The organism is Halomonas sp. KM072, from assembly GCF_050710315.1.
Taxonomy (GTDB): domain Bacteria; phylum Pseudomonadota; class Gammaproteobacteria; order Pseudomonadales; family Halomonadaceae; genus Vreelandella; species Vreelandella hamiltonii.
The window spans coordinates 2,615,632-2,640,706 of sequence record NZ_CP136132.1; the positions used below are offsets into that span (position 1 = coordinate 2,615,632).

24 protein-coding genes are annotated in these 25,075 nt (G+C 60.1%); 17 read left to right on the top strand and 7 right to left on the bottom strand.

Annotation, left to right across the window (positions count from 1 at the left end; genetic code table 11):
* The first annotated feature begins 464 nt into the window (after window positions 1-464).
* The 4 genes from RVM26_RS12340 to zigA all read left to right on the top strand — a co-directional run bounded on the left by RVM26_RS12340 (window position 465) and on the right by zigA (window position 3,296).
* On the top strand, window positions 465-827 hold the full coding sequence (locus RVM26_RS12340) for a helix-turn-helix domain-containing protein (protein WP_026001833.1): 363 nt from the start codon (window positions 465-467) through the stop codon (window positions 825-827).
* Between the two features lie 180 nt (window positions 828-1,007).
* On the top strand, window positions 1,008-1,655 hold the full coding sequence (locus tag RVM26_RS12345) for a class I SAM-dependent methyltransferase (RefSeq protein WP_498938900.1): 648 nt from the start codon (window positions 1,008-1,010) through the stop codon (window positions 1,653-1,655).
* A gap of 41 nt (window positions 1,656-1,696) precedes the next feature.
* Window positions 1,697-1,972, top strand: coding sequence for a TIGR03643 family protein (locus tag RVM26_RS12350; RefSeq protein ID WP_498275777.1), 276 nt, complete (start codon window positions 1,697-1,699; stop codon window positions 1,970-1,972).
* 97 nt (window positions 1,973-2,069) lie between these two features.
* Complete coding sequence (gene zigA / locus RVM26_RS12355) at window positions 2,070-3,296, top strand: zinc metallochaperone GTPase ZigA (protein WP_189462701.1); 1,227 nt, start codon at window positions 2,070-2,072, stop codon at window positions 3,294-3,296.
* Window positions 3,297-3,567: 271 nt separating this feature from the next.
* On the opposite strand, the gene RVM26_RS12360 is transcribed toward zigA, so the two are convergent.
* The 6 genes from RVM26_RS12360 to RVM26_RS12385 form a co-directional block, all read right to left on the bottom strand.
* The gene (locus RVM26_RS12360) at window positions 3,568-5,289 is read right to left on the bottom strand and encodes a SulP family inorganic anion transporter (protein ID WP_081136647.1); all 1,722 of its coding nucleotides are present in this window, start codon (window positions 5,287-5,289) and stop codon (window positions 3,568-3,570) included.
* Window positions 5,290-5,358: 69 nt separating this feature from the next.
* On the bottom strand, window positions 5,359-5,787 hold the full coding sequence (locus RVM26_RS12365) for a protein tyrosine phosphatase family protein (protein WP_081136649.1): 429 nt from the start codon (window positions 5,785-5,787) through the stop codon (window positions 5,359-5,361).
* A gap of 30 nt (window positions 5,788-5,817) precedes the next feature.
* A complete protein-coding gene (locus RVM26_RS12370) occupies window positions 5,818-6,726 on the bottom strand; it encodes an MBL fold metallo-hydrolase (protein WP_081136651.1) in 909 nt (302 codons plus the stop codon).
* A 165-nt stretch (window positions 6,727-6,891) separates the two neighbouring features.
* Window positions 6,892-7,110, bottom strand: a complete 219-nt coding sequence (locus RVM26_RS12375; protein ID WP_498938904.1) for a DUF1653 domain-containing protein — start codon at window positions 7,108-7,110, stop codon at window positions 6,892-6,894.
* Window positions 7,107-7,955: a tRNA threonylcarbamoyladenosine dehydratase gene (gene tcdA, locus RVM26_RS12380; RefSeq protein ID WP_498938905.1), complete on the bottom strand. Its 849-nt coding sequence runs from the start codon at window positions 7,953-7,955 to the stop codon at window positions 7,107-7,109. Before tcdA ends, RVM26_RS12375 begins: the two co-directional genes overlap by 4 nt.
* An 8-nt stretch (window positions 7,956-7,963) precedes the next feature.
* A complete protein-coding gene (locus RVM26_RS12385) occupies window positions 7,964-8,737 on the bottom strand; it encodes a pseudouridine synthase (RefSeq protein WP_016914986.1) in 774 nt (257 codons plus the stop codon).
* Between the two features lie 167 nt (window positions 8,738-8,904).
* On the opposite strand from RVM26_RS12385, the gene RVM26_RS12390 reads away from it, so the two are divergent.
* The 4 genes from RVM26_RS12390 to RVM26_RS12405 are packed head-to-tail and all read left to right on the top strand — an operon-like array spanning window position 8,905 to window position 13,638.
* Entirely contained in the window at window positions 8,905-10,440 is a 1,536-nt protein-coding gene (locus RVM26_RS12390) for an ABC transporter substrate-binding protein (protein ID WP_498938906.1), read from the top strand.
* Between the two features lie 20 nt (window positions 10,441-10,460).
* Window positions 10,461-11,396, top strand: coding sequence for an ABC transporter permease (locus RVM26_RS12395; RefSeq protein WP_016914989.1), 936 nt, complete (start codon window positions 10,461-10,463; stop codon window positions 11,394-11,396).
* A complete protein-coding gene (locus RVM26_RS12400; protein WP_498938909.1) occupies window positions 11,393-12,223 on the top strand; it encodes an ABC transporter permease in 831 nt (276 codons plus the stop codon). Before RVM26_RS12395 ends, RVM26_RS12400 begins: the two co-directional genes overlap by 4 nt.
* Complete coding sequence (locus RVM26_RS12405) at window positions 12,220-13,638, top strand: ABC transporter ATP-binding protein (protein WP_498938911.1); 1,419 nt, start codon at window positions 12,220-12,222, stop codon at window positions 13,636-13,638. The genes RVM26_RS12400 and RVM26_RS12405 overlap by 4 nt, the downstream gene beginning before the upstream one ends.
* Here the strand turns inward: RVM26_RS12405 and RVM26_RS12410 are convergent.
* Window positions 13,625-14,557 carry a LysR family transcriptional regulator gene (locus RVM26_RS12410; RefSeq protein WP_498938913.1) on the bottom strand — a complete coding sequence of 311 codons (933 nt, stop codon included), beginning with the start codon at window positions 14,555-14,557 and terminating at the stop codon, window positions 13,625-13,627. The two genes, RVM26_RS12405 and RVM26_RS12410, sit on opposite strands and share 14 nt — an antisense overlap.
* Before the next feature lie 244 nt (window positions 14,558-14,801).
* Between RVM26_RS12410 and RVM26_RS12415 the strand changes: the two genes are divergently transcribed.
* The 9 genes from RVM26_RS12415 to RVM26_RS12455 all read left to right on the top strand — a co-directional run bounded on the left by RVM26_RS12415 (window position 14,802) and on the right by RVM26_RS12455 (window position 25,030).
* Window positions 14,802-16,283 (top strand): ABC transporter substrate-binding protein, encoded by a 1,482-nt coding sequence (locus RVM26_RS12415; protein ID WP_498938915.1) that lies wholly within the window; start codon window positions 14,802-14,804, stop codon window positions 16,281-16,283.
* Window positions 16,284-16,367: 84 nt separating this feature from the next.
* Window positions 16,368-17,285 (top strand): ABC transporter permease, encoded by a 918-nt coding sequence (locus tag RVM26_RS12420; protein WP_039180468.1) that lies wholly within the window; start codon window positions 16,368-16,370, stop codon window positions 17,283-17,285.
* Between the two features lie 11 nt (window positions 17,286-17,296).
* Complete coding sequence (locus RVM26_RS12425; protein WP_498938916.1) at window positions 17,297-18,205, top strand: ABC transporter permease; 909 nt, start codon at window positions 17,297-17,299, stop codon at window positions 18,203-18,205.
* Window positions 18,198-19,208 (top strand): ABC transporter ATP-binding protein, encoded by a 1,011-nt coding sequence (locus RVM26_RS12430; RefSeq protein ID WP_498938918.1) that lies wholly within the window; start codon window positions 18,198-18,200, stop codon window positions 19,206-19,208. The genes RVM26_RS12425 and RVM26_RS12430 overlap by 8 nt, the downstream gene beginning before the upstream one ends.
* Window positions 19,205-20,224: an ABC transporter ATP-binding protein gene (locus tag RVM26_RS12435; protein WP_498938920.1), complete on the top strand. Its 1,020-nt coding sequence runs from the start codon at window positions 19,205-19,207 to the stop codon at window positions 20,222-20,224. The genes RVM26_RS12430 and RVM26_RS12435 overlap by 4 nt, the downstream gene beginning before the upstream one ends.
* 13 nt (window positions 20,225-20,237) lie before the next feature.
* Window positions 20,238-21,659: a M20 family metallopeptidase gene (locus tag RVM26_RS12440; RefSeq protein WP_498938922.1), complete on the top strand. Its 1,422-nt coding sequence runs from the start codon at window positions 20,238-20,240 to the stop codon at window positions 21,657-21,659.
* Entirely contained in the window at window positions 21,644-22,849 is a 1,206-nt protein-coding gene (locus RVM26_RS12445) for a M20 family metallopeptidase (protein ID WP_498938924.1), read from the top strand. The genes RVM26_RS12440 and RVM26_RS12445 overlap by 16 nt, the downstream gene beginning before the upstream one ends.
* A gap of 46 nt (window positions 22,850-22,895) precedes the next feature.
* Window positions 22,896-23,429, top strand: coding sequence for a superoxide dismutase family protein (sodC, locus tag RVM26_RS12450; RefSeq protein ID WP_189462696.1), 534 nt, complete (start codon window positions 22,896-22,898; stop codon window positions 23,427-23,429).
* 128 nt (window positions 23,430-23,557) lie between these two features.
* The gene (locus RVM26_RS12455; RefSeq protein ID WP_287804230.1) at window positions 23,558-25,030 is read left to right on the top strand and encodes a carbon starvation CstA family protein; all 1,473 of its coding nucleotides are present in this window, start codon (window positions 23,558-23,560) and stop codon (window positions 25,028-25,030) included.
* The last annotated feature ends 45 nt before the right edge of the window (window positions 25,031-25,075 follow it).

Genomic DNA, 25,075 nt, shown 5'->3' on the forward strand with positions numbered 1-25,075 from the left:
CCTTCGGGTTCTATAGGTCAGCCACGATGGCAAGCCAAATGCTTTTTAATAAGCCTTATTGACCGCTGTGTGATCATCCCTGAGCCATACAGTGATGGTATGAGTAGTCAACCCTTTAGCGGGCTCACTGACTTGATTCGAGTTTCGGTACTGCTCACCTGTATTCACTATCTTGCTGTTTTAACGCATTCAGCAAGACTCTTTTTCCGTCATCTGAAAATGATACATGACTGAGTTTCAAAACCTAATGAAACTCACTTCACTTTCTCCCCACCAGCATCAACATTTAATCAAATGGCCAATTTAAAAAAAGTTAATCCACTTAACGCTGTGCGTGCGCGCTGGCGTGAAAAAAAAGCTTGGGACCTCATCACCACTCAACCCATCAGGATGATATTCAACCTAAACAGTCCTTCATGTCAATAGGCCGTTCCCCAACCATTCAGGGCTATATGGAGGAAAGTGTGAACAAAATTGAACAGAAACGGCTAGCTGGAAATATCGGACGAGCCATTGCCAAGCAGCGAATACGCTGCCAACTCACTCAAGAAGAGGTTGCCGAGCGGTTGGGGGTAGGCAACGAAGCGGTATCACGTATTGAGAGAGGGCGCGTCATACCCAATATTGTGCGCTTACTTGAATTAGCCGAGATTTTCAATTGTGAGGCCGCGGAATTACTCGGAGAAGCCAGTGTACATATCGATGACCAGACGCAAAGAATCAAACTCTTATTAGCGCCATTAAAGCAACAAGATCGACAACTGATACTGGACATTACCGAAAGTCTTGCCCACCGCTTACAGCAACAGGCCTCCTTGGGTGAGTAATCTCCCCTCCGCACCACGTCAAACCACCACAAAATGTATCCATAAGTAACAAAATGGATTCAAAGTGTATCCAAGAATAAATCGTACGGCTTGGTAGCCTTTCGCTATTCATGCTATAGATGTTCATGCCTTCCGCGCCAACACGCCCGACTGCCCAATGCGCATCACAAGGTAACGCTCATGCTGAATACCACCGCCTGGAATCGTCTGCGCTATAGCCTGTATGCACCTGTTTATGACGTTCTGATCTCACGAGCACTGCGTAAACCGCGCCAGGTGGCGCTGAGCCACGTGGATTGGGAGCCAGGCATGCGCGTATTGGTGGTAGGAGCCGGTACGGGGCTGGACCTTCACTTTCTCCCCCGCGAGCTGGAAGTGCACTTGACCGATGTGACGCCCGCCATGTTGAAGCGCGCCGATGCCCGGGCCAACCGCCACCAGCGCGACGTGCTGTGCAAGATCATGGATGCTGCGGCACTGGATTATGCCGATGGGCATTTCGATGTGGTGGTCATGCATCTGATCCTGGCGGTCATGCCCCAACCCGAAAAAGGGCTGGCAGAAGCGTTTCGCGTCTTGAAGCCCGGCGGGCAGCTGTGCGTTCTGGACAAGTTTCAGCCTGACACCCACGCAGCGGGAAGGGGGCGACGGGCGTTGAATCTGCTGACCTCTTTTATCGCTACCGACATCACTCGCCAAGCAACCCCGCTGCTGACGCAGGCAGGTTTTCGGATTCGTCATGATCGGCCAGTGCTGATGAACGGGCTTTTTCGAGCCCTGCTGGCAGCCAAAGACAAACCAGACAGTACCAATACAAGCCATTCATAACGTACAATAAACGTACCACTCTTTGCGCCATTGACCCCGCCATGCCCCATGCTGCTGTAAAACGCTTTCATCGTTTGCCACTCGACGAGCAGTCTCGCATCATCGAGATGGCTTGGGAGGATCGTACTCCTTTCGAGGCCATTGCATCACTGTTCGGGCTAGGCGAGCCTGAGGTGATCGCCATCATGCGTCACCAGCTCAAACCAACCTCTTTTCGCCTATGGCGCCAACGGGTATCGGGTAGAACCACCAAGCATGCTGCACTGCGCTCCCCAGATGTTCTGCGCGGTTACTGCCCAACCCAATACAAGCGGTAAGCTCACGTCCTGATCAGCCAGTATTCAAGGTATCGTTTCCATCAGCTATTAAATGTTATATTATCACATAACATAAACCCGTTTAGAGGTACTGGCAATGTCTGCGTTCGCTCCTTTACCCGTGACCGTGCTTTCCGGCTTTCTGGGCGCGGGGAAAACCACCGTGCTCAATCATATTCTCGCCAATCGCGAGGGTCGTCGCGTGGCGGTGATCGTCAACGACATGAGCGAGGTCAATATCGATGGTGCACTGGTACGCGGCGGCCCCGGCGAGCCGATGCTGGACAGTGACGTCGCACTGAATCGTTCGGAAGAGCGGCTGGTCGAAATGAGCAACGGCTGCATCTGCTGCACGCTACGCGAAGATCTGCTGGTAGAGGTGAGCCAACTGGCTCGCGAGGGCAAATTCGATTACCTGGTCATCGAGTCCACCGGCATCTCCGAGCCGCTGCCCGTGGCAGAAACCTTTACCTTCGAAGACGAAAGCGGCCAGAGCCTTTCCCAGGTCGCAAGACTGGACACGCTGGTCACCGTGGTCGATGGCGCCAACTTCCTGGCTCAGTACCAGGAGGCGCAGAGCCTGGCCGAGGCGGGAGAAAGCCTGGGCGAGGACGATGAGCGCAACGTCGCCGACCTGCTGGTGGACCAGATCGAGTTTTGCGATGTGCTGCTGATCAGCAAGACGGACTTGATCAGTGAGACCGAACTGGCGTCATTGAAAGCGATCCTGCGCTCGCTCAACCCGGAGGCCGAGCTGGTGCCCATCACCCAGGGCGGCGTCCCGCTGGACAAGGTGCTGGATACCGGCAAGTTCGATTTCGAGCGCGCCCAGCAGGCGCCCGGCTGGCTCAAGGAGATGCGCGGAGAGCACGTGCCGGAAACCGAAGAGTACGGCATTGGCAGCTTCGCCTACCACGCCCGCCGCCCCTTCCACCCGCAAAAATTTCACGACCTGCTGAATGCCGAGTGGTTCGGCAAGGGTCTGCTGCGCTCCAAAGGCTTTTTCTGGCTGGCCACTCGCCCCCGCTACGCGGGCCAGTGGAGCCAGGCAGGCGGCATTGCCCATCACGGCCCCGCCGGGGTGTTCTGGAAGGCCATCCCGGAAGCCAACTGGCCGGAAGACCCGGAATACCGCCAGTTCATCCTGGAGAAATGGCAAGAGCCGTTTGGCGACATGCGCCAGGAGCTGGTGTTCATTGGCCAGAACATGGATCAATCCCGCATGCGTGCTGCGCTGGATGAGTGCCTGCTGAGCGAAGCAGAGTTGCTGGAAGGCATGGAAGCGTGGAAGCAGCTCCCGGACCCCTTCCCAGCCTGGGAATAACGCCCCTAAACATAAGGTTCTACGCAGACTGGCGTGAATCAATTGGCCACCCACAAGCAGGCTGAAGTGGCTACCCAAGCTACCCTGACTCCACTGGTCTCACTCCCGCCACTTTGTTGTTGTGGGAGGGGGCTTCAGCCCGCGATGATGGCAGCACCAGTGGCTGCCCAGGCAATCGCCCAATAAATTGGCCTCCCACAAGCAGGCTGGGGTGGCTACTCTGGCAGTCGCCCAATGCATTGGCCTCCCACAGATTAGCGCAAACACACTTTTATGTCGCAATGACCGGATGCGCCAGCGCCTGCCAAGCGTCATAGGTGGTAAAGAACACCTGACCAGTCAGTTCGTGATAAAACCCCGTATGCTTTAGGCGGTCCATCACCGGCCCTTTCACCTCGGCCAGGTGCAGTGTGGCTCCAGCGTCTTTCAGCCGCCCGTTGATGGCCTCCAGGCTCTCCAGCGCTGACGCATCGATGACATTCACCGCCTGGCAGGTGAGCACAATGTGCTTGAGCGACGGCGAGCGCGCGGCCAGCTCCATGACGGTATCTTCGAGATAGCGGGCGTTGGCAAAATAGAGGCTTTCATCGATGCGCAGCATGGCGACATGCTCGTCGGTTTCGACCTGATGGCGCTTCACGTTACGGAAATGCTCGGTGCCCGGCACCCGACCGACCACCGCGCTATGAGGTTGGCTGGTGCGGTAAAGATGTAGCCCCAGCGACAGTACCACTCCGCTGATAATGCCCACTTCCACGCTGTGCAGCAGGGTCAGCAGCAAAGTAGCGACCATCGCCACACCATCGCTTCTGGAGTATTGCCAGGTCCGCTTTACCGCAGGCAAATCGATCAACGTCCCTACGGCCACGATAATCGTGGCGGCCAGCGTGGCGGTGGGTAAAAAGGCCAACAAATCCGTCAGCAGCAGCGTCGCCAACACGATGCCCAGCGCGGTAAAAGCCCCCGCCAGCGGCGTGGCTGCTCCGGCTTCAAAATTGACCACCGAGCGCGAAAAACCGCCCGAAACCGGTGAGCCGCCGCTGACGCCAGCACCAAGATTGGCCATGCCGAGCGCGATCAGCTCCTGGTTGGGGTCGATACGCTGACGGCGCTTGGCGGCCAGGGTCTGCGCCACGGATACCGACTCCACGAACCCCACTAAACTGATCAACAGCGCCGCCGGCAACAGCCCGAGCCAAACCGATTGATCCAGGCTCGGCAGCGTAATGGCAGGCAGGCCACTGGGCACAAAGCCCACCACATCGACCCCGCGCTGCTCCAGTTGTAAGCCCCAGGCCAACAGCGTGGTCACGATGACCGCCGAAATAGGCGCCGCCTTGACCATTAGCCCAGCCAAACTGGCCGGCACTCCTAACCCGGTCAGCCAGCCATTCAAGCGCTTGCGGCACACCCATAGATAGGCCCATACGCCCACGCCAATCAGCAGCGTGATCATATTCACCTGCTGCCACTGGCCCAATAGCGCTTGCAGCAGGTCCACCACGTTATGGCCGGTCGCCTCGATACCAAAAATGTGCTTCAACTGGCTGATCGCGATCAAAATCCCCGAGGCGGTCACAAACCCGGAAATCACCGGGTGGCTGAGAAAGTTGACTAAAAAGCCCAGCCGAAGCACGCCCATGGCGATAAGGATCAGCCCTGAGAGGGCCGCCAGCACCAGCGCAGCACCGATATATTCCGGGCTGCCCGGCGCAGCAAAGCTGCTCAGCGCCGAGGCCGTCATCAGTGCTGCCACCGCCACCGGCCCTACCGCCAAACTCGCGCTGGTGCCAAAGATGGCGTACAGCACCAGCGGCAGCATGCTGGCATAAAGCCCCATTTCCGGTGGCAGCCCTGCCAGCATGGCGTAGGCCAGCGCTTGCGGCACCAGCATCAGCGTGACGATCACCGCAGCGAGTAGATCCCGCGTGAGCACGCCCCGATGGTAGGTTCGCAGCCAGCCGATTAACGGTATCCACCGGTCAATGATCATGATGCACTCTCATCACGGCTATGCGTTGAGACGGGTTCTTCACGCCGACAGCACACTCATCTTCGCCTGTTACTGGGCAATCGCATGTAGCGTATGGCGCTGATCTTCCAGATCGATCCCCGCCGCATGAGCCGCCGCAAACAGTACTGCCAAATCGCACTGCTCGTGCTGACGCTTCGCGTGGGCCCACAGATGCGTGGCCCGCTTGCCGGTGCGGCAAAACGCCAAGAGAGGGCGTGGCAGCTGTTGGAGGGCTTCAGCGAAGGCGCGAATGTCAGCCTCACGGTATTCGCCTGGCTTCACGGGAATATGCACCCAGGCAAGACCAAGCTGCCTGGCCTTTTCGCGGAAGCCAGCTTCGTCGGGAAAGTCCTCGCTTTCACCCTCGATGCGATGACACACCACCGCGTGAAAACCACGCGCTTTGACTTTTTCCAACTCATCCACCGCCAGCGCTGAGGTGATCTCGACGCCTGGCTCTAATGGCTTCGTTTGCATGCCTACACCTCCTGTTGAGTTTGGATAACATCAATCCCAGGCCGCACCTTCCAGAGCATCCAGCGGGATTTTTAGATAGCGCTTGCCATTGGCTTCTGGCTCCGGCAAGCGGCCGCCGCGGGTGTTTACCTGCAGCGCGTGCAGAATCAGCTTGGGCATGGGCAGCTCGCTATCCCGCTGGTGGCGCAGTGCGATGTACTCCTCCTCGCTTTTGCCAACCAAGTGTGGGTTGTTGGCTCGCTGCTCATCGACGCTGCTCTGCCACTTTGGCTCACGGCCATCGGGCATGTAGTCGTGGCCGGTAAACAGCCGCGTATCGCCCGGCAGCGCAAGAATCTGCTGAATGGAGTGCCACAGCGATTGGGCACTGCCACCGGGGAAATCGGTACGCGCGGTGCCAAAATCAGGCTGGAACAGGGTGTCATGCACAAAGGCGGTGTCACCAATTACATAGGTAATAGAGGCCAGCGTATGACCAGGCGAGTGAAGCACGCGGGCGCTGAGTTCACCGATGGTAAACGTATCGCCTTCGACAAATAGCCTGTCCCACTGGCGACCATCGACGGCCATATCGGGCCAGTGATAAATCTCCTTCCACAGCGCCTGCACCTTGGTCACGTATTGGCCAATCGCCGTTGGTGCGCCCGTTTTCTCTTTCAGGTACTGGGCTGCGGAAAAGTGGTCCGCATGGGGGTGCGTATCCAAAATCCACACCACTGTCAGGCCTTGATCCTCTACATATTTCAGCAACGCATCCGCGCAGAAAGTCGCCGTTGCGCCGGACTTCTCGTCGAAATCCAGCACCGGATCAATAATCGCACACTGCCCGGTGGCGGGGTCGCTGACGATGTATTGAACGCTAAAGGTACGCGGGTCAAAAAAGCCCGCCACATCGGGGGACCCCGCACCGGTGCTTTGCGAAAGAGCAAAGGTCTTCATGCTTATCTCCAGATACTTGAACAAGTCTGCCATACGCCTGCGCGTCAACTGCTGTTATAAATATAGACAATTATGGAATATAAGCAATGGCAACTACAAAAACGCCGCCTCCCTGATAACAGGGGGCGGCGATCAGCAGACGCTCTAGTGGCGCAATCAGTAGGGCTAGAACGCCTTCTCCAATGCAAAGCGCGGCTGGGTATTCCCTTCTTTCGTCACGCTCTCCATGAACATCGCCAGCGGGCGCACCCAGAGGCCGTAGTCGCCGTAGAGGGCGCGGTAGACCACCAGCGGTTCTTCGCTTTCGCTGTGCTGGGCGGTGCCCATCACTTCGTAAAGGCTGCCTTTGTAGTGGCGGTAAATGCCAGGGGGCGGGGTGGTCATTCGCTTTCCTCTTCGGTTGTGTGTGTGGCGGCGGGCTGCTGCGCTTTTTTGGCCAGCCGCTCCAGCACTTTTGAGGCCGCCACGAAGCCAAAGGTGCCGGTGAGAAAGGTCGCCGCGCCAAAGCCGGAAGCGCAGTCCAGCCGTGTGGCATCGCCGCTGCCGGGCTTTTGCAGGCACACTTCGCCGTCGGCGCCGGGGTAGATCAGCTGCTCGTCGGAGTAGACGCACTCCACCGAGAAGCGCCGCTTGGGGTTGCGGGAGAAGCCGTAGTCGCGGCGCAGCCGAGAGCGCACTTTGGAAAGCAGCGGGTCGTGCTCGGTACGGGTCAAATCCGCCACTTGAATGCGCGTGGGGTCGGTTTGCCCACCTGCCGCACCGGTGACGGTAATCGGGATCTTGCGCCGCTTGCACCAGGCAATCAGCGCGGCCTTGGCGATGACGCTGTCGATGGCATCCACCACGTGGTCGGCATCGTCGGGAATGCGCTCGGCCAGATTGGTGGGCGTGACGAAGGCGGTATCCGCGATGATTTCGATCTCGGGGGCAATCAGGCGGCAGCGCTGGGCCAGTACGTCCACTTTGGGCTGGCCAATCGTGCCATCCAGCGCGTGAAGCTGGCGGTTGACGTTGGAGACGCACACGTCGTCCAGATCGATCAGCGTGAGCTTGCCGATGCCTGAGCGGGCTAGCGCCTCGACCGTCCAGCTACCCACACCACCGACACCGACCACCACCACGTGGGCACGGCGAAATGCCTGCGCCGCACGCTGGCCGTAAAGGCGCCGAATACCGCCAAAGCGGAAGTCATAATCGCTGGAAGAGGTCGTGGATTCATTTAATAACATGGGCTGACTCACAGGGCTTGCAGGACAGAAGGCTTGGCAATGGGCGGCGTTCGCACGCTATCCAGGGGTAAATGCCCCTGCCAGCCAAACTGCTCGAACAGGTGCTTCATGGTGTCGTCCACGGCACAGCCAAGCTGAATGCGCTTATCCAGCAGCGGATGATCGAAGGCCAGGTAAGTCGCCGCCAGCAGCAGGCGTGGCGCTGCCAGCTGTTCGGCAAAAAAGCGGTTGTGGACACTCTTGCCGTGCTTGGCGTCGCCGATGATCGGGTAGCCGCGACGGGACAAGTGGCGGCGTATCTGGTGGCGTCGCCCGGTCAGGGGGCGTGCCTCCACCAGCGAGTAACGCGCCACCGGGTAGCGGTCTACCTGCACGGGTAGCTCGACGCTGTCCAGGCGGCGAATGTCGGTCATCGCGGGCATGGCGGGCATTTCTGCCTTGGGGCGAGTGCCGTCCTCCTCCCTGAGCGGGTAGTCCAGCCGCTCCTGCTCAGGCGCCTTGCCGCGCACCACGGCCAGGTAACGCTTCTCCACCTGGCGTTCGCTGAACGCTTCGGCCAGCAGCGCCGCCGCTTCCGACGAGAGCCCCAGCACCATGACCCCGGAGGTGGGCCGGTCCAGCCGATGCACGGGATATACCCGCTTGCCCAGCTGGTCGCGCAGACGCTGGAGCAGAAATTCGGTTTCCCCCCGCGCCAGGGCGGAGCGGTGCACCAGCAGCCCGGAAGGCTTATGCACGGCAACGAGGTGCTCATCCTGATAGAGGATGTTGAGTGGCGGCATGGAATTCCCTACTAACGGCATGAAACGACGACCCGGATGGCGATATGCCCGACGGGCTATTGTCGCGGCTACAGAGGTGAATGTCATCCGTTGCACAGACGAGAATGACTTTCATATCCAGCATGATATGTTATAAGATAACTCTTTTAATCTATCAGGAGTTTCTTATGAAGCGCGCCTTTGCTGCGGGAGTCACCCTCCTACTGGCTTTACCCGTAACGCCTGCTGCATGGGCGAACGAACAGCGCCTGGATATCGTCGCGCCTTGGGAAATCAAGGGGCCAGACCCGGCCATCTCGGGCTATGTATTTGGCCGCATGCGCGTGGCCGAGCCCCTGGTGGACACCGACTCGAACGGGCAGCTTGCCCCAGGACTCGCCAGCGCCTGGGAGGTCTCCGAAGACGGCCTGACATGGCGTTTCACGCTGCGGGAGGGAGCCACCTTTCATGACGGCAGCGCCGTGACCGCCGAGGCAGCGCTCCACAGCCTGGAAGTCGCCCGTGCCAAACCGGGCATACTCGACAGCGCCCCGATTCAGCAGATGCGGGCCGACCAGGGTGCCGTGGTCATCGAGCTGGAAAGCCCCTTCTCGCCCCTGCCGGCCCTGTTGGCACACTCCACCGCGCTGATTCTTGCCGATGCGGCGTTTGCCGATAATGGCGACGTCGTGGCGATGATCGGTAGCGGCCCTTATCAAGTGGAGGCGCTCTCGCCCCCGCAGCGCATGACCGTCACGCGGTTCGAGGATTACTGGGGGGAGCCCGCCAACATTGCCAGCGCCAGCTACCTGGCCGTTAGCCGAGGCGAAACCCGCGCCCTGATGGCCGAAAGCGGTGATGCCGATATCGTGTACACCCTGGACCCCGCCAGCCAGGCACGCCTGGCGCGTAACGCACGGCTAGCGCTGCACGCCGAGCCTCTGCCACGCACCATCATGTTGAAACTGAATGCAGGCCATGCGCTGCTGGAAGATGCGCGCGCTCGTCAGGCGCTGAGCATGGCCATCGACCGGCAGGGCATTGCGGCGGGCCTGCTGCGCACCCCGGAAGCCGCGGCCGCCGAACTCTTCCCGGATAGCCTTGGCCCCTGGCACTTGGGGCTTGACCCTGCGGATGCCCAGGATATCGAGGCCGCCAAAGCGCTGCTGGCCGAACTGGGCTGGGAAGCAGGGCGTGATGGCATGCTGGAGCGCGATGGCCAGCCGTTTGCCTTGACCCTGCGCACCTATGCGGATCGCCCCGAGCTTCCGGTCGTGGCCACTGCCCTGCAGGATCAGTGGCGCGATATTGGTGTCGCGCTGGAAGTCGCCGTGGGTAACGCCAGCGAGATCCCTTCCGGCCACCACGACAACAGCCTGGAAGTCGGCCTGGTAGGCCGCAACTACGGTCTGGTGCCCAACCCGCTGGGCTCGCTGATGGACGATATCGGCAGTGACGCCAACTCGATGGGCGGCGACTGGGGCACCATGAACTGGCGTGACGAAGAGGTGGCTCAGTGGCTGGACGCGCTGCGTCAAGCCACCGACGAGCAGACCCTCGATGACCTGGCACCGCTGGTCGCAGAGCGCCTTCACCAGCAGATGCCGCTGATTCCCGTGGCCTGGTATCAGCAAACCGCAGCGGTCAACAGCGCCCTGGAAGGGTTCTCCATCGATCCGCTGGAGCGCAGTTACCGCATCGACCAAATGGGGTGGGCAGAGTGATATCACGCTGGAACCATGGATTGGGCCGACTACTGTGGTCGCGGCTGTTGCAGGCAGGGCTGGTGGCTTGGCTGGTGGGCACGCTGACGTTCATCATTACCCGCACCCTGCCAGGCGATATGGCCTACCGCATTGCCGCCGGTCGCTATGGGCATGACATGGTGGATGGCGCCGCCGCCGAGGCCGTGCGGGCCGAGCTGGCGCTGGACCAGTCGGGCCTGGGCGCCTACCTGGGCTGGCTCTGGGATCTCGTCCAGTTCGATCTGGGCCGCTCGCTGGTGAGCGGGCGGCCCGTGCTGGAAGAGCTTTCCCACCAGTTGGGCCACTCCTTGAGCCTGGCCGTGGTGGCGGTGTTGCTCTCGCTACTGATTGGCCCCCCGCTGGGGCTGGCGGCCGGGCGCCGCCCCGGCGGCCTGCTGGATCGCACCAGCGAAGTCGCCGCCAGCGTGTTGCGCGCGCTGCCCGCCTTTGCCGTCGGGCTGCTGCTGATCATGCTGTTTGCCGTCACCCTGGGCTGGCTGCCGGTGGCAGGCCACGGTGGGCCGCTGCATACCGTGCTACCGGCCCTGACGCTGGCGCTGGGCCTGGCGGCGGTCTCCAGCCGCGTGGCTCGCAACGCCATGGCCGAGGTTTCCCAGTCGGCCTATTACGCCTTTTCTCACACCAAGGGCCTTGGGCCACGGCGCAGCTTCCTGCGCCACGGTCTGCGCAACGCATCGGTGCCCGTGGTGGCCTATCTGGGCGTCCAGTTCGTCTACCTGATCGAAGGTGTCGTGGTGGTCGAAACCCTGTTCGCCTGGCCCGGCATCGGCCACGCCCTGGTGCACGCCATCGTGGCCCGAGACGTGCCGATGATTCAAGGCACGGCGCTGGTCATGGGACTGCTGTTCGTGCTGCTGAATACGGCGGTGGATATCGCCTGCCACCTACTCGACCCAAGGAGACGCCAAGCATGATGGGCACTACCTCGTCACGGCTATCTGCCTCCCGCCCCCTGCATGGCCATACGACACTGCTATCGGCGCGCCAATGGTGGGGCGCGGGCCTGCTGGCCCTGCTGCTCGCGTTTGCCTGGCTGGTCGACGCCGACCCCGCCCGCCAGCAGCTCAGCCGCATCCTGCAGGCACCCTCGCTGGCCGAGCCCTTCGGTACCGACCACCTTGGCCGCAGCATGCTGGCGCGTATGGCGGCAGCCATTTGGCTCTCATTGGGCATGGCACTGCTCAGCGTAGCCACCGCCGCCATTCCCGGCGTGCTGCTGGGCGTCGTGGCGGGCTGGCGGGGCGGCTGGACCGACCGCCTGCTGGGTAGCGTGGCCGATGCCTGCCTGGCGCTGCCGGGCCTGTTGCTGGTGCTGCTACTGGCCGCCATCGCCCCCGGCAACTTCTGGACCCTCTACGTGGGGATCTCGCTGGTGCTGTGGATCGAGTATTTCCGGGTAGTACGAGCGCGCACCCAAGCGCTGGTCACTTCGCCACAGATCGAAGCCAGCCGACTGCTGGGCTTTGGCCCGGTGATGCTGTTTCGTCGCCACTTATGGCCGGAGCTGGCGCCCCAGGTGTTCACACTGGCCGCCTTCGGTGCCGCCAGCGCGATTCTCGCCATGGCCGCGCTGGGCTTTGTCAGCGTTGGCCTGCGGCCGCCCACGGCGGAACTGGGCTTGATGATGATCGAGCTATTGCCCTACTACCACGAAGCTCCCTGGGCCATGGCGCAGCCGATTTTCGTGCTGTTCGTGGTGGTCTTGAGCTTGAACCTGCTGGCAGGGAAGGACCCACGATGACCTCCATGACGCTCACCACTCAACTGCTGGATGTCAGTGATCTGGAGATCACTGGCGACGGCGTCACCATCGCCCCGATCAGCTTTCGTCTGGCCGCTGGCCAGCGCCTGACCCTGCTGGGGGAAACCGGTTCGGGCAAGAGCCTGATTGCCCAGGCCATCATGGGCACGCTACCGCCGGGGCTGGCGGCGCAAGGTTCGCTGGAGATTGCCGGTGTGACTTACCCTGCCAACGCCCCGCAAAGCCGGCAGGCGCTGTGGGGCCGCACTCTGGCGCTGCTGCCCCAGGAGCCCTGGAACGCGCTGGACCCCACCATGCGCGCCCTGCCACAAGTGGCAGAAACCCATCGTTTCGTCGCTGGCAAGACAGCAGCAGACGCCCAAGCCGCCGCCAAGGCCGAGTTGAGCCGCCTGGGTCTTGCCCATGCGCTGCATAAACTGCCGGGGGAGCTCTCCGGCGGCATGGCCCAGCGGGTGGCCTTCGCGGCCGCCAGCGCTGCGGGGGCTGCCATGGTGATTGCCGATGAGCCCACCAAAGGGCTGGATGCCCCGCGCCGGGATGAAGTGGTCGAACTACTGGCCAGCACCCCCGAGCGTGGCGGCGCCCTGCTGACCATCACGCACGATATCGAAGTCGCCCGGCGACTGGGGGGCGAAGTGATCATTCTGCGCAAGGGGCAGGTGGTCGAACGCGGCCCTGCCGAGGTGCTGCTGAACCACCCGAATACCGAGTATGCCCAACGCCTGCTGGCCGCCGAACCCAGCCGCTGGCCCGATCCCCCCGTGTTTCGTGGCCACGCCGAGGCCCCCGTGGTCAGCGCCCAGGGGCTTGCCATGACGCGCGGCGGTCGAGAGCTCTTCTCCCAGCTGGAGGTCAGCCTGCGCCCCGGCGAAATCGTCGGCGTGGTGGGCCCCTCCGGCTGCGGAAAGAGCACGCTGGGCGATATTCTGCTGGGCGTCACGCGGCCCAACCAAGGGCGCGTCGACTACCATCAAAGTATTCCCGTACTGGGCCGCCAGAAGCTCTACCAGGACCCTCCGGCCGCCTTTTCGCCCCACTGGACACTGGCGCAGCTGCTGGCCGACCTGCAGCGCCGTCACCGCTTCGACCCGACACGCGTGGCGCCGCTGCTGCAGCGCCTGGGGCTCGACGACCACCTGCTGGCCCGCCGGCCGGGGGAGATTTCCGGCGGTGAACTGCAGCGCTTCGCGATGCTGCGCGTGCTGCTGCTCGAGCCGCGCTTCCTGTTCGCCGACGAACCCACGTCCAGGCTCGACCCCGTCACTCAGCAGCACACCCTCAGCCTGCTCATCGAGCTGGCCCGGGAGCAGGGCTGCGCGGTGATGCTGGTCAGCCATGACCCGGCCTTGATCGAGAAAGTGTGTGATCGTCAGATGGCCCTCAACGGGCAATAGGAAGGGGCAAGTTGCCTGGAGGAAGCTGTGCTTTCAAAAACTCTAGAAATGCCTGTGTAGCACTCGGCAACGTTCGTTTAGCCAGGGTCTGGACTTCAATGAAGCGCGAGTCCATGCCCTGGTCACGGATCGGTATCGCCACCACGCGCTGTTGATGAATGCGGTAACGAACGGAGATCTCTCCGGCAAGCGCTACCCCGCCTCCCAGCATGGCAAAGTTGATCAACGCTTCGGTGTAGTCGCTGCTAAAAATCGACTCAAACGCCAGATTCTGGCGGCTGCAGCAGATATCGAAGAGCTGGCGCAGGGTGGTTTCGGGTGACGGCAACGCCAACGGATACCTCTGCAACTGGGCCAGTGACACACTCTTTTTACCGGCCAGCTCATGGCCTGGCGCCACTAGCGCCATGATGGGAGCAGGCTGCCGAAAGGCAATTTGAATATCAGCTTCCGGCTTCAGGCTGAAAGTGATGCCTATGTCCGCTTCCCCTTCTTTGACATGACGCGTCGCCTCCGAGGGGGACCCCACCATCAAGTGGAAATGAATACCGCTGTAACGCCGACGAAAAGCGGTAATCGCGGCCGGCAAGAAATCCACGGCGAAACCTTCCGAGCTTGCCAGACGTACCTTGCCTCGCTGCAATCCACGCAAGGCCAGGATGTCACTGCCCACCCGTTCCGACTCCAATTGCATATGGCGAGCATGCACGGCCAATAGCTCACCGGCAGCACTGGGTACCATTCCACGCGCTCGCCGCTCGAACAACAGCGTATCCAACTCGCTCTCTAGTCGCGCGATCTGTCGGCTAATCGCTGAGGGAGCCACATTCAGCTTGAGCGATGCTTCACTGATGGAGCCGCAGCGCACCACCTCGAGGAAGTAGCGCAACGCCGTCTCCTGAAGTACCCGTGGATTCATACCCTCACCCTCGCCATCCAAGCATTGCCAAAACGGCAATGATAAATTCTAAACATTGCACTTGTGACACGTCTAATCAATCGCTTAATTTAGATTCAAGGCGACAGACACTCCCAGCAAGGCATTCCAAAACAACAGCGCCGACGGTACGCCAAACGCTCATATCCGTTTTTTTCATATGACGAGGTATGACATGCATCCACAACGCAAACTCTCTCGGGCTGTGTCCGCTTGGGCAACTTCCATGACGCTACTTGGCTGCGCGACATCAGCCATGGCGGGCAAGGCCAATGACACGCTGGTCTATGCCTCTGACAGCGAACCGGAAAACGTTAGCCCCTATCACAACAACCTGCGTGAAGGGGTTATCCTCGCCCATCTGGCCTGGGACACGCTGATCTATCGCAACCCCGAAACCAACGAATATGAGCCTCGCTTGGCGACCGAGTGGGAGTGGGCCGATGAATCAACCCTGGATCTGGTGCTTCGTGAAGGCGTTACCTTTCACAACGGCGAGGCGTTCGACGCCGACGACGTAGTATTTACCTTCAACTACGTGGTATCACCCGAATCCCGGGTGGTGACACGCCAGAATGTGGATTGGATTGAAAGCGTCGAGAAGCTTGATGACTATCAGGTTCGCATTCATCTCAAGGAGCCTTTCCCAGCAGCCCTTGAGTACCTTTCCGGCCCGATGCCGATTTACCCCGATGAGTATTTCCAGGAAGTCGGCATCGAAGGCTTTAGCCGTCAGCCAGTGGGTACCGGCCCTTACCGGATTACCAACGTTCGCCCAGGGGACGGCGTAAGCCTAACGCGCTTTGATGACTACTTTGAAGACAGCCCGATTGGTCAGCCAGCGATAGGTAACATTGAGTTCAAAGCCATTTCCGATGAAGACTCACGCATGGCGCAATTGATGTCAGGGCAGGTTGATTGGATCTGGCGAGTACCCGCTGATCAAGCGGAGTCCTTGGGCGGCATGCCCCAGTTGAGCGTGCTCGGTGGCGAAACCATGCGGGTCGCTTATATCGGTCTTGATGCAGCCACCCGAGAAGATTCGCCCTTGCATGATATTCGCGTACGCCAAGCCATTAACCACGCCATGAATCGGGAAGGCCTCGCTAATGATCTGGTGCGTGGCGGAAGCCAGCCCCTCTATGCTCCCTGCTTCCCCACCCAGTTCGGCTGCGAAACCCAAAGCGTCATTGAGTATGAATATGATCCTGCAAAAGCCCGAGAACTGCTCGCAGAGGCCGGTTACGCCGATGGCTTTGATATCGATCTTCACGCCTACCGGGAACGCGACTACGCCGAAGCCATGATTGGCGATCTTCGCGCCGTAGGCATCAATGCCAATCTGCGTTTCATGACCTCCCCCGCGCTGTTGGAGCTTCAGCGTAACGGGCGGACGGACATGTCGTTCAAAGCCTGGGGCTCCTTCTCGATTAACGATGTTTCAGCTTTTGTCAGCGTTTACTTCTCGGGCGGCATTGACGATCTCTGGCAGGACAGCCAGGTACAGGAGTGGCTGCAAATCGCCGATACCTCGGTAGACCCTGACGTGCGCCTCGACTACTACCAGCAAGCTCTGGAACGCATTTCAGAACAGGCTTATTGGGCGCCGCTGTTCTCCTACTCCACCTATTACGCTCACACCGCTGATCTGGACTTTACCGCTTACCCTGATGAACTCCCCCGCTTCTATGAGGCGAGCTGGAAGTAACGTTTCGCATGGCGTTCTGATCGACTCAACGGCAGCCGTGGCGCTCACCACGGCTCGCTTATCACAGTGCGGGAGTGATGCTTTATGTGGGCATTTGTTTTCAAGCGCACGCTAATAGCGCTTAGCGTCGCCCTAACCATTTCGGTTCTCTGTTTTAGCCTGCTGCAGCTCTCAGGTGACTTGGCTCTCTCTATCGGCGGGCCCGAGGCCACTGCGGAGCAGGTTGAGCAAATCCGCGTTGATTATGGCCTGGATCGTCCAGTGATTCAGCAATTTACCAGCTGGCTTTGGGGTGCCGTACAGCTCGATTTTGGCCGCTCCTACTACTACCAGAGCGATGTCATGGACCTGGTCGTGGAACGCCTTCCGGTGACCATGACGCTGGGGATCATGTCGCTGGCAATCGCGCTGGGCGTTTCGATCCCGCTAGGTGTCGTGGCCGCCCTTAAACGGGGCAGTTGGATAGACCGTGTAGCCATGACCATTGCGGTGACTGGCCAGGCGATGCCGAACTTCTGGTTTGGTTTGACGCTGATTATTGTGTTTGCAGTCAACCTGCAGTGGCTGCCTGCCGCTGGCAGCGATAGCTGGCAAGGCTTTGTGCTTCCCGCTATTGCGCTGGGCTACTACGCCACCCCCGCCATGATGCGCCTTACACGCAGTGGCATGCTGGAAGTGCTGGAGGCGGATTACATTCGCACCGCCCGCGCCAAAGGACTGCGTACCGGCACGGTCATCTTCAAACACGCACTGCGCAATGCGGTGATTCCGGTAGTGGCGCTCGCCGCCGTAGAGCTGGGCTTTATGCTGGGTGGCTCGGTGGTCATCGAAACCGTGTTTTCGTTACGCGGTTTGGGGCAGCTGGCGTGGAATGCCATCTCCCGCAATGACTACCCCGTCGTTCAGGCCATCGTGCTGATCATTGCGCTGTTTTATATCGTGTTGACGCTGCTTGCCGACATTCTCAACGCAGTCCTCGACCCACGCTTGCGCGCGCGCTAACGGAGAACACCATGGCACAGATCCTTTCCCCACAGCTGGCGTCAGAGCCGCACTTGGTGGCTACCTGGCAGTCTCGCCTGTTACGCAGCATGCTAAAAAACCGCAGTTTAGCCATTGGGCTGTTGATCATTACCTCGCTCTGCATGGTGGCACTGCTGGCCCCCTGGCTAGCCCCCCACGATCCCTATTTGCAGAACACCGCGAATCGTATGGTGCCCCCTGTTTGGCACGACAACGGCAGCTGGACACACCCCTTGGGCACCGACCGACTCGGCCGCGACTATCTTAGCCGGTTGATTTTTGGCACCCGCATTTCACTGTTCATCGGCATCGTGGTCGCACTGATTTCCGGTTTGATTGGCACCACCTTGGGCGTGTTGGCTGGCTACTTTGGTGGCCGTGTGGATGCAGTGGTCAGCTACCTGCTCACCACGCGACTGGCGATGCCGGTGGTACTGGTGGCGCTGGCCATGGCCTCGCTGATTGGTGGATCGATGCTCACCGTCACGCTACTGCTGGGGCTGCTGCTTTGGGATCGTTTTGCGGTGGTTGCCCGTTCGGCCACGTTGCAGCTGCGCGATGCGGAGTATGTGCAAGCCGCCCGCGCGTTGGGCTGCCCACTTCCCTACATTCTGCTACGCGAAGTGCTGCCCAATATCGCCGGAGCCCTCATCGTGGTAGCTACCCTGGAAGTCGCCAACGCCATTTTGCTCGAAGCGACGCTGTCATTTCTGGGCATGGGCGTGCAACCACCCTCGCCCTCCTGGGGGCTGATGATCGCCGAAGGCAAAGCCTATATGTTCTTCCAACCATGGGTCATTACCATCCCCGGCAGCGCACTCTTCATTCTTGTGCTGGCGATTAATTTGCTGGGTGACGGCCTGCGCGACATGACGACCTCGGGAGGCCGCCATGAGTAATCTGTTAACAGTGAAACAGCTGCGTGTTGATTTACCGGTCGCCAAGGGCACCCTTCACGCCGTGCGGGGTATCGACTTTCACGTCGAGCGCGGTGAAATGCTCTGCCTGGTGGGCGAGTCGGGGTGCGGCAAATCGATGACCTCGCTGGCCTTGATGGGCCTGCTACCGCGCAAAGCGCAAATCAGCGCCGACTGCCTCGACTTCGACGGCATTGATTTGATCAATATGACGGAGCGTGAGCGCAGCAATTTACGTGGAGCCCGCATGGCAATGATTTTTCAGGAGCCCATGACAGCGCTCAACCCTGCTTACACCCTGGGCAACCAGCTATGCGAGGCGCTGCGCCGTCACCAGCGGGTATCACGCAAAGCCGCCCAAGACCGGGCGATTTATTTATTAGAGCGCGTGGGAATCAGCGCTGCCGCCGAACGCATGCACCAATATCCCCATCAGCTCTCGGGTGGGTTGCGCCAGCGGGTGATGATCGCCATGGCGTTAATGTGCGAGCCCGATCTGATTATCGCCGATGAGCCCACCACCGCCCTGGACGTGACGATTCAGGCGCAAATTCTCCACCTGCTACGCGACCTTCAACAGGAGTTTGGCACCGCGGTTATTTTCATCACCCACGACCTGGGTGTTGTCGCCCGCATCGCCGACCGGGTCGCGGTGATGTATGCCGGTGAAGTGATTGAAACGGCTTCCGCCCAAGCGCTCTTCGAGGCCCCCAGCCACCCCTATACGCAGGGGTTGTTGCGCTGTATACCGGCGCCAGGCAAAACACCGCCCGGCAGCCGCCTCAAGGCCATTCCTGGCGTGGTGCCCAGCCTTGTCGGCAAAGTCGAGGGCTGCGCCTTCTGCAATCGCTGCGACAAAGCTGACCCGATGTGCCACACCGCGCCCTCTTTCCACAAGATTGCTAGCGGTCACGCCGCCCGCTGCCATTTTGCACACTCCTTGGCCAGCGCCACCTCATCAAACGCGCCGGAGGTAGTGTCATGAATAGTCCCGCGCTCTCGACCCCTGCCATTTCCACCAATGTACTTTCCACCAGTGCCAGTGCCCCCCATGCCCTTGAACTCTGTTCGCTGTCAAAGACATTCACGCTCGGCGGTGGCATGTTGCGCCAGGGGCGAACCTTACAGGCAGTGAATGAGGTGTCGCTACGCGTTCCCCGCGGTCAGGTGATGGGGCTGGTGGGGGAATCAGGCTGTGGTAAAAGCACCTTGGCCAAAATGCTGCTGGGGCTCACCAAGCCGAGCGGAGGCGATGTGCTGATCAACGGCAAGGCGATTGTAAACGCAAACCAAAAAGCACTCGCCCGCCATATTCAGCCGATTTTTCAAGACCCCTACTCATCGCTGAACCCACGCCAACGCATTGCCCAGATCGTCGGTTTGCCGCTACGCATTCACGCCATTGGTACCCCCAAGGAGCAGGCGGCCAAAGTGGACGAGATGCTCGACATGGTCGGGCTGCCCAAGCGCGCTGCCCAGCAATACCCAGGGCAAATGTCTGGCGGCCAGCGCCAGCGGGTGGCCATTGCCCGGGCACTGATCATGCGCCCGGATCTGGTGATTTGTGACGAACCCACTTCCGCCCTGGATGTGTCGGTTCAGGCCCAGATCCTCAACTTGCTCCTCGACCTGAAAGATGAGTTTGGCCTTACCTACCTGTTTATCAGCCATGACCTTGCCGTGGTCGAACATTTGGCCGACCGGCTCGCGGTGATGTATCTGGGCCGAATAGTGGAAGAAGGCACCCGCGAGCAAATTTTCACTTCGCCCCGCCACCCCTATACCCAAGCGCTGCTCGCATCAGCACTAACCCCAGAGCCAGGCTTGGGCGTGCCGGACATTGGCTTGGGCGCGGGCCAACCCGACCCCAGCCGTCCGCCCTCTGGCTGTGCCTTTCACCCACGCTGCCCCATGGCGCAGCCGACGTGTGGCCAGCAAGCGCCAACCCTGAGTGCCATTGCCCAGAAAAACCAGGCGCGTGTCGCCTGCCACTTTGCCTGAAGAAGGAATGCTCATGACACGCCAACACGCCCTAGACAATGCTAAAGCCTATTTTGACAGCGGAGCGTTTTATCATCAGCTCGCGCCGCGGATCGCCGTTCGCAGTGAAAGCCAAGAGCCCAACCGGCTTGAAGAGCTGCACGATTACCTCACCGAACACATCATTCCCGACATCGAGCAGCTCGGTTTTAGCTGGGAAATCATCGATAACCCTGTCGCCGGTTTTGGGCCCTTCTTACTGGCGGAGCGAGTGGAGCCAGAAGCGACCTTCAGCGTCTTGACCTACGGCCACGGTGATGTCATCCGCGGCTATGATGATCAGTGGGCGGAAGGCCTTTCGCCCTGGAAAATCACCCGACAAGGGGATCGCTGGTATGGCCGCGGCACGGCGGATAATAAAGGCCAGCACACCATCAATCTGGCCGCGCTGGGCTGCGTGTTAAAAGCCCGAAATAGGCGCTTGGGCTATAATGTCAAAATAGTCTTGGAAATGGGTGAAGAGACGGGCTCACCCGGCTTGAAAGAGGTCTGCCACCGCTACCGTGACCGCCTCGCCGCCGATGTGTTTATTGGCTCGGACGGGCCGCGTTTAAATGCCGATTCACCGACGCTGTTTTTAGGCTCACGGGGGTCGTTCAACTTTGATCTTAAACTGCAGGCCCGTGAAGGTGCCCACCACTCGGGCAACTGGGGCGGCGTACTCAAGAATCCTGCCGTACGGTTAACCAATGCGATTGCCACATTGGTAGACGCCAATGGAGTGATCCAGATTGAAGGGTTACGCCCAGCGCCAATACCCGACGCCGTGCGCCAAGCGCTTGCCTTGCTTGAGGTGGGCGTCGGCGACAATGCCCCAGCCATCGATACCGGCTGGGGCGAGCCTGGGTTATCTCCCGCCGAGCGGCTGTTTGGATGGAACACGTTAGAGGTTCTTGCCATGAAGGCAGGCAACCCTGACGCCCCCGCCAATGCGATTCCTCCCCACGCCTACGCCCACTGTCAGTTGCGCTATGTGGTGGGCAGCGACCAAGATAACTTTCTGGCCCATTTGCGCCGCCACCTTGACCAGTATGGTTTTGACGACATTGATGTCAGTGCTGCGCGTATGTCGCAAATGAATGCTACGCGGCTTGATCCTGAAGACCCCTGGGTGAGCTGGGCATTAACATCGATGCAGCTATCGACCAATAAAACGCCCACACTACTGCCTAACCTGGGCGGGTCATTGCCTAACGACGTATTTGCCGAGACGCTTGGCTTACCCACTCTATGGGTTCCCCACTCCTACCCTTCCTGTTCGCAACACGCCCCAGACGAACATCTGTTGGGTAGCATTGCCTCAGAAGCGCTTATATTGATGGCGGGGTTATTCTGGGATTTGGGTGCCCACGGAGCAGAGATCCATAAGGAGCGAGCGTCATGCAAGAGCCGCTGATACAACAGGCGTGCGATTGGCTAGAGGGACAACAGCAGGCGATGATTGACTGCCTGGAGGCCCTGGTCAATATCGACTCCAACAGCTACGACAAATCCGGTAACGATGCGGTGGCCAACCTGATCACCCAGTGGCTTGAGCAGGATGGCATTACGGTGATACGCCATCAACGCCCACATTCAGGCGATATTTTAGAGGCGCAAATCGGGAGCGCTGGCCAAGGCCACGTACTTCTCATGGGCCACCGGGATACGGTTTTTCCGACCGGCACCGTGGCAGGCCGAGGCTATAGCCAAAAAGACAACCTTGGCTTTGGCCCTGGTGTGGCCGATATGAAAAGCGGCTTGGTGATGAACTGCTTTGTGCTACGCGCGCTTAGCCGCCTACCCCACTGCCCACTGCCCGTTCGTGCCCTGTTTACCGCCGATGAGGAGATAGGCTCGCCAGATGGGCGGTCGTTCATCGAGGCCGCCGCCCAGGGAGCACGGGCCGTCTTGAACGTCGAGCCTGGGCGGATAAGTGGCAACGTGGTGACAGGCCGTAAAGGGGGTGCTGGTTTTTTGATCAAGGTCACCGGCAAAGCCGCCCACTCCGGCGTTAGCCATGCCGATGGCGCCAGCGCCATCGAAGCACTGGCTCAAAAAATCATCAAGCTGCACGCCTTGACCGATTACGAGGCAGGCATTACCACCAATGTAGGCACCATCACCGGCGGGGTATCTCGTAATACCGTTGCCCCTTTTGCGTCTGCCGAGCTGGATATCCGCTTTGTCACCACCGCTCAGCGTGACCAGCTTTATCAAGCCATTGAAGCGATCATCGCCAAAGCCGAGATTCCCGGCACGATGGCCACCCTTGAGCAGACATCGGAGTTCTATCCGCTTGAGGAGCGTATGAGCAGCGAACTGTTTGCTCTTTACCAGGCTCAGGCTAACAACGTTGGCTTTGATGTCGATGGTGAATTTACCGGCGGCTGTTCCGATGCAGGCTGGACGGCCAGCCTGGGCGTTCCCACCCTGTGTGGTCTCGGGCCGGTTGGCGCGAAAATGCATACTGATGAGGAGTACTGCCTACTCGATACGCTGGTGCCTCGTACCCAAGCACTAACCGCTACACTATTGAATTTGAAAGATATTAAAACTCTTCATGGGCGCCAAGTTGGCAAAGTCCACCTTAGCCAGCTACCTTGAATGGGCAAGGCTCTACACTCTTTCCAAGGATTCGGGAGAACATCACATGCGCTATTCATTACCGCTGACCGGTATCGCTGCGGCCCTGCTGTTGGCAGGCGCGGCACAGGCCAATGAAGCATTGGACGTCGAGATACACAAGGTGAGCGCTGAAGGTATCGAAGAGTCGATTGGTACCATCGCCATCGAGCATACCGACCACGGCGTGCTCTTCACGCCCTCCCTGAGTGATCTGGAGCCAGGCGTGTACGGCTTTCACATGCATGAAAACGCCAGCTGCGACCCGGCTGAAAACGAAGATGGCGAGATGACCGCAGCGCAAGCGGCTGGTGGCCACTACGACCCCGAAGAGACCGACACCCACCAGGGCCCCTATGGCGATGGCCACCTGGGTGATTTGCCGGTGCTGACCGTCAATGAGGACGGAGAAGCCACCCTGCCGGTGCTGGCACCGCGCCTGAGCATGGAAGACGTGCTGGGCCGCAGCCTGATCATTCATGAAGGCGGCGACACCTACGATGACGAACCTCACCTGGGCGGCGGCGGTGCTCGCATGGCGTGTGGCGTGATCAGCTCGTAATTCCACTAAAGTCGTCAACCACTAAAGTTGTAAGGCATGACCTGACAGGTCTCTGTACATTCCTTCCGGCTAAATAAGCGTGGCCCATCAAGGGCCACGCACTCCCCCAGACCTGTTGAGTGCTTTACATGATTACCTTCATTCTCTCGATACTGCTGCTGATCGTGGGTTACTTTACCTACGGAAAGTTCGTCGAGCGCGTGTTTGTCGCTGATCGTAAGCGCCAGACTCCCGCTTTCAGCATGCGCGACGACATCGACTACGTGCCGATGAATACGACGCGCAACTCCTTGATCCAGCTGCTTAACATTGCAGGCGTAGGCCCTATTTTCGGCCCGATCCTGGGGGCGCTGTACGGCCCGGTGGCGTTCGTCTGGATCGTCATTGGCTGTATTTTCGCCGGAGCCGTTCACGACTACCTGACCGGCATGATCTCGATTCGCAATCACGGCGCGCACTTGCCCCAACTGGCTGGCAAGTTTCTGGGCAAAGCCATGAAGCACGTGGTCAACGGCTTTGCCATTTTGCTGCTGTTGCTGGTGGGTACGGTGTTCGTGACGTCGCCCGCTGCCCTGCTGGCCAACATGACCTCTTTCTCGGTCACGCTGATCATCCTGGCCATCTTTGCCTATTACCTGGTGGCCACGCTGCTGCCCATCGACAAGGTGATTGGCCGTATCTACCCCTACTTTGGAGCGCTGCTGCTGTTCAGCGCCGCCGGTATCGGCATCGGCCTCGTGGTCACTGGTGCGCCCATTCCCGAACTCTCTTTCCAGAACATGCACCCAGACAATGCGCCCATTTTCCCGCTGCTGTTTCTGACCATTTCCTGTGGTGCGCTTTCCGGCTTTCATGCCACCCAGACACCGATCATCTCGCGGACCACTGAAAACGAAACCAGCGGCCGCAAAATCTTCTACGGCATGATGATTGCCGAAGGCGTGATTGCCATGATCTGGGCCGCCGCCGCCATGAGCCTGTTCTACGGCGACCAGTCCCTGTCCGACGTGCTGGCGTCCGGTGGCCCGGCCGCCGTGGTCAGCGAAGTCTCTACCACCATGCTGGGCGCCGTCGGTGGCACGCTGGCGGTACTGGGTGTCATCGTGCTGCCCATCACGTCCGGCGACACCGCCTTCCGCAGTGCGCGCATGATCATTGCCGACTATCTGAAAGTGGGCCAGAAACCGATCGCCAAGCGCATCATGATCGCGCTGCCGCTGTTCGTGGCCTCTTATGCGCTCACCCACATGGACTTCACGCTGCTGTGGCGCTACTTCTCCTGGGCCAACCAGACCACCGCCGTCATCGCCCTGTGGACCGCGACGATGTACCTGGTACTCTCACGCAAGCCCTACCTGATCACCTCCATTCCGGCGGTCTTCATGACCATGGCAACGTTCACCTACCTCGCCTACGCCCCCATTGGCTTCAACCTGCCGCTGCAGGTCAGCTACGTGGTTGCCGCGTGCGGTACGCTGGTGTGCATCGCGCTGTTCATGAAGCGGGTACGTCGCCTGAGCCGGACGACCTTCAGCGTCGATGAACCCGTTCTCGAGGCCCCAGCGAATCCGGCGGGCCAGCTGGCGCCTCAGGGCCAGTGACCCGCCATCTATCCCGAAGCGCATAAAAAACGGGCAGCCCCTTGG

Coding starts and splice junctions, on each gene's coding strand:
- tcdA (WP_498938905.1), bottom strand. CDS start 7,955: ATGTTATTAAATGAATCCACGACCTCTTCCAGCGATTATGACTTCCGC.
- RVM26_RS12405 (WP_498938911.1), top strand. CDS start 12,220: ATGACCTCCATGACGCTCACCACTCAACTGCTGGATGTCAGTGATCTG.
- RVM26_RS12385 (WP_016914986.1), bottom strand. CDS start 8,737: ATGCCGCCACTCAACATCCTCTATCAGGATGAGCACCTCGTTGCCGTG.
- sodC (WP_189462696.1), top strand. CDS start 22,896: ATGCGCTATTCATTACCGCTGACCGGTATCGCTGCGGCCCTGCTGTTG.
- RVM26_RS12365 (WP_081136649.1), bottom strand. CDS start 5,787: ATGCAAACGAAGCCATTAGAGCCAGGCGTCGAGATCACCTCAGCGCTG.
- RVM26_RS12430 (WP_498938918.1), top strand. CDS start 18,198: ATGAGTAATCTGTTAACAGTGAAACAGCTGCGTGTTGATTTACCGGTC.
- RVM26_RS12345 (WP_498938900.1), top strand. CDS start 1,008: ATGCTGAATACCACCGCCTGGAATCGTCTGCGCTATAGCCTGTATGCA.
- RVM26_RS12440 (WP_498938922.1), top strand. CDS start 20,238: ATGACACGCCAACACGCCCTAGACAATGCTAAAGCCTATTTTGACAGC.
- RVM26_RS12360 (WP_081136647.1), bottom strand. CDS start 5,289: ATGATCATTGACCGGTGGATACCGTTAATCGGCTGGCTGCGAACCTAC.
- RVM26_RS12455 (WP_287804230.1), top strand. CDS start 23,558: ATGATTACCTTCATTCTCTCGATACTGCTGCTGATCGTGGGTTACTTT.
- RVM26_RS12390 (WP_498938906.1), top strand. CDS start 8,905: ATGAAGCGCGCCTTTGCTGCGGGAGTCACCCTCCTACTGGCTTTACCC.
- RVM26_RS12415 (WP_498938915.1), top strand. CDS start 14,802: ATGACGCTACTTGGCTGCGCGACATCAGCCATGGCGGGCAAGGCCAAT.
- RVM26_RS12400 (WP_498938909.1), top strand. CDS start 11,393: ATGATGGGCACTACCTCGTCACGGCTATCTGCCTCCCGCCCCCTGCAT.
- RVM26_RS12445 (WP_498938924.1), top strand. CDS start 21,644: ATGCAAGAGCCGCTGATACAACAGGCGTGCGATTGGCTAGAGGGACAA.
- RVM26_RS12350 (WP_498275777.1), top strand. CDS start 1,697: ATGCCCCATGCTGCTGTAAAACGCTTTCATCGTTTGCCACTCGACGAG.
- RVM26_RS12410 (WP_498938913.1), bottom strand. CDS start 14,557: ATGAATCCACGGGTACTTCAGGAGACGGCGTTGCGCTACTTCCTCGAG.
- RVM26_RS12375 (WP_498938904.1), bottom strand. CDS start 7,110: ATGACCACCCCGCCCCCTGGCATTTACCGCCACTACAAAGGCAGCCTT.
- RVM26_RS12435 (WP_498938920.1), top strand. CDS start 19,205: ATGAATAGTCCCGCGCTCTCGACCCCTGCCATTTCCACCAATGTACTT.
- RVM26_RS12370 (WP_081136651.1), bottom strand. CDS start 6,726: ATGAAGACCTTTGCTCTTTCGCAAAGCACCGGTGCGGGGTCCCCCGAT.
- zigA (WP_189462701.1), top strand. CDS start 2,070: ATGTCTGCGTTCGCTCCTTTACCCGTGACCGTGCTTTCCGGCTTTCTG.
- RVM26_RS12420 (WP_039180468.1), top strand. CDS start 16,368: ATGTGGGCATTTGTTTTCAAGCGCACGCTAATAGCGCTTAGCGTCGCC.
- RVM26_RS12425 (WP_498938916.1), top strand. CDS start 17,297: ATGGCACAGATCCTTTCCCCACAGCTGGCGTCAGAGCCGCACTTGGTG.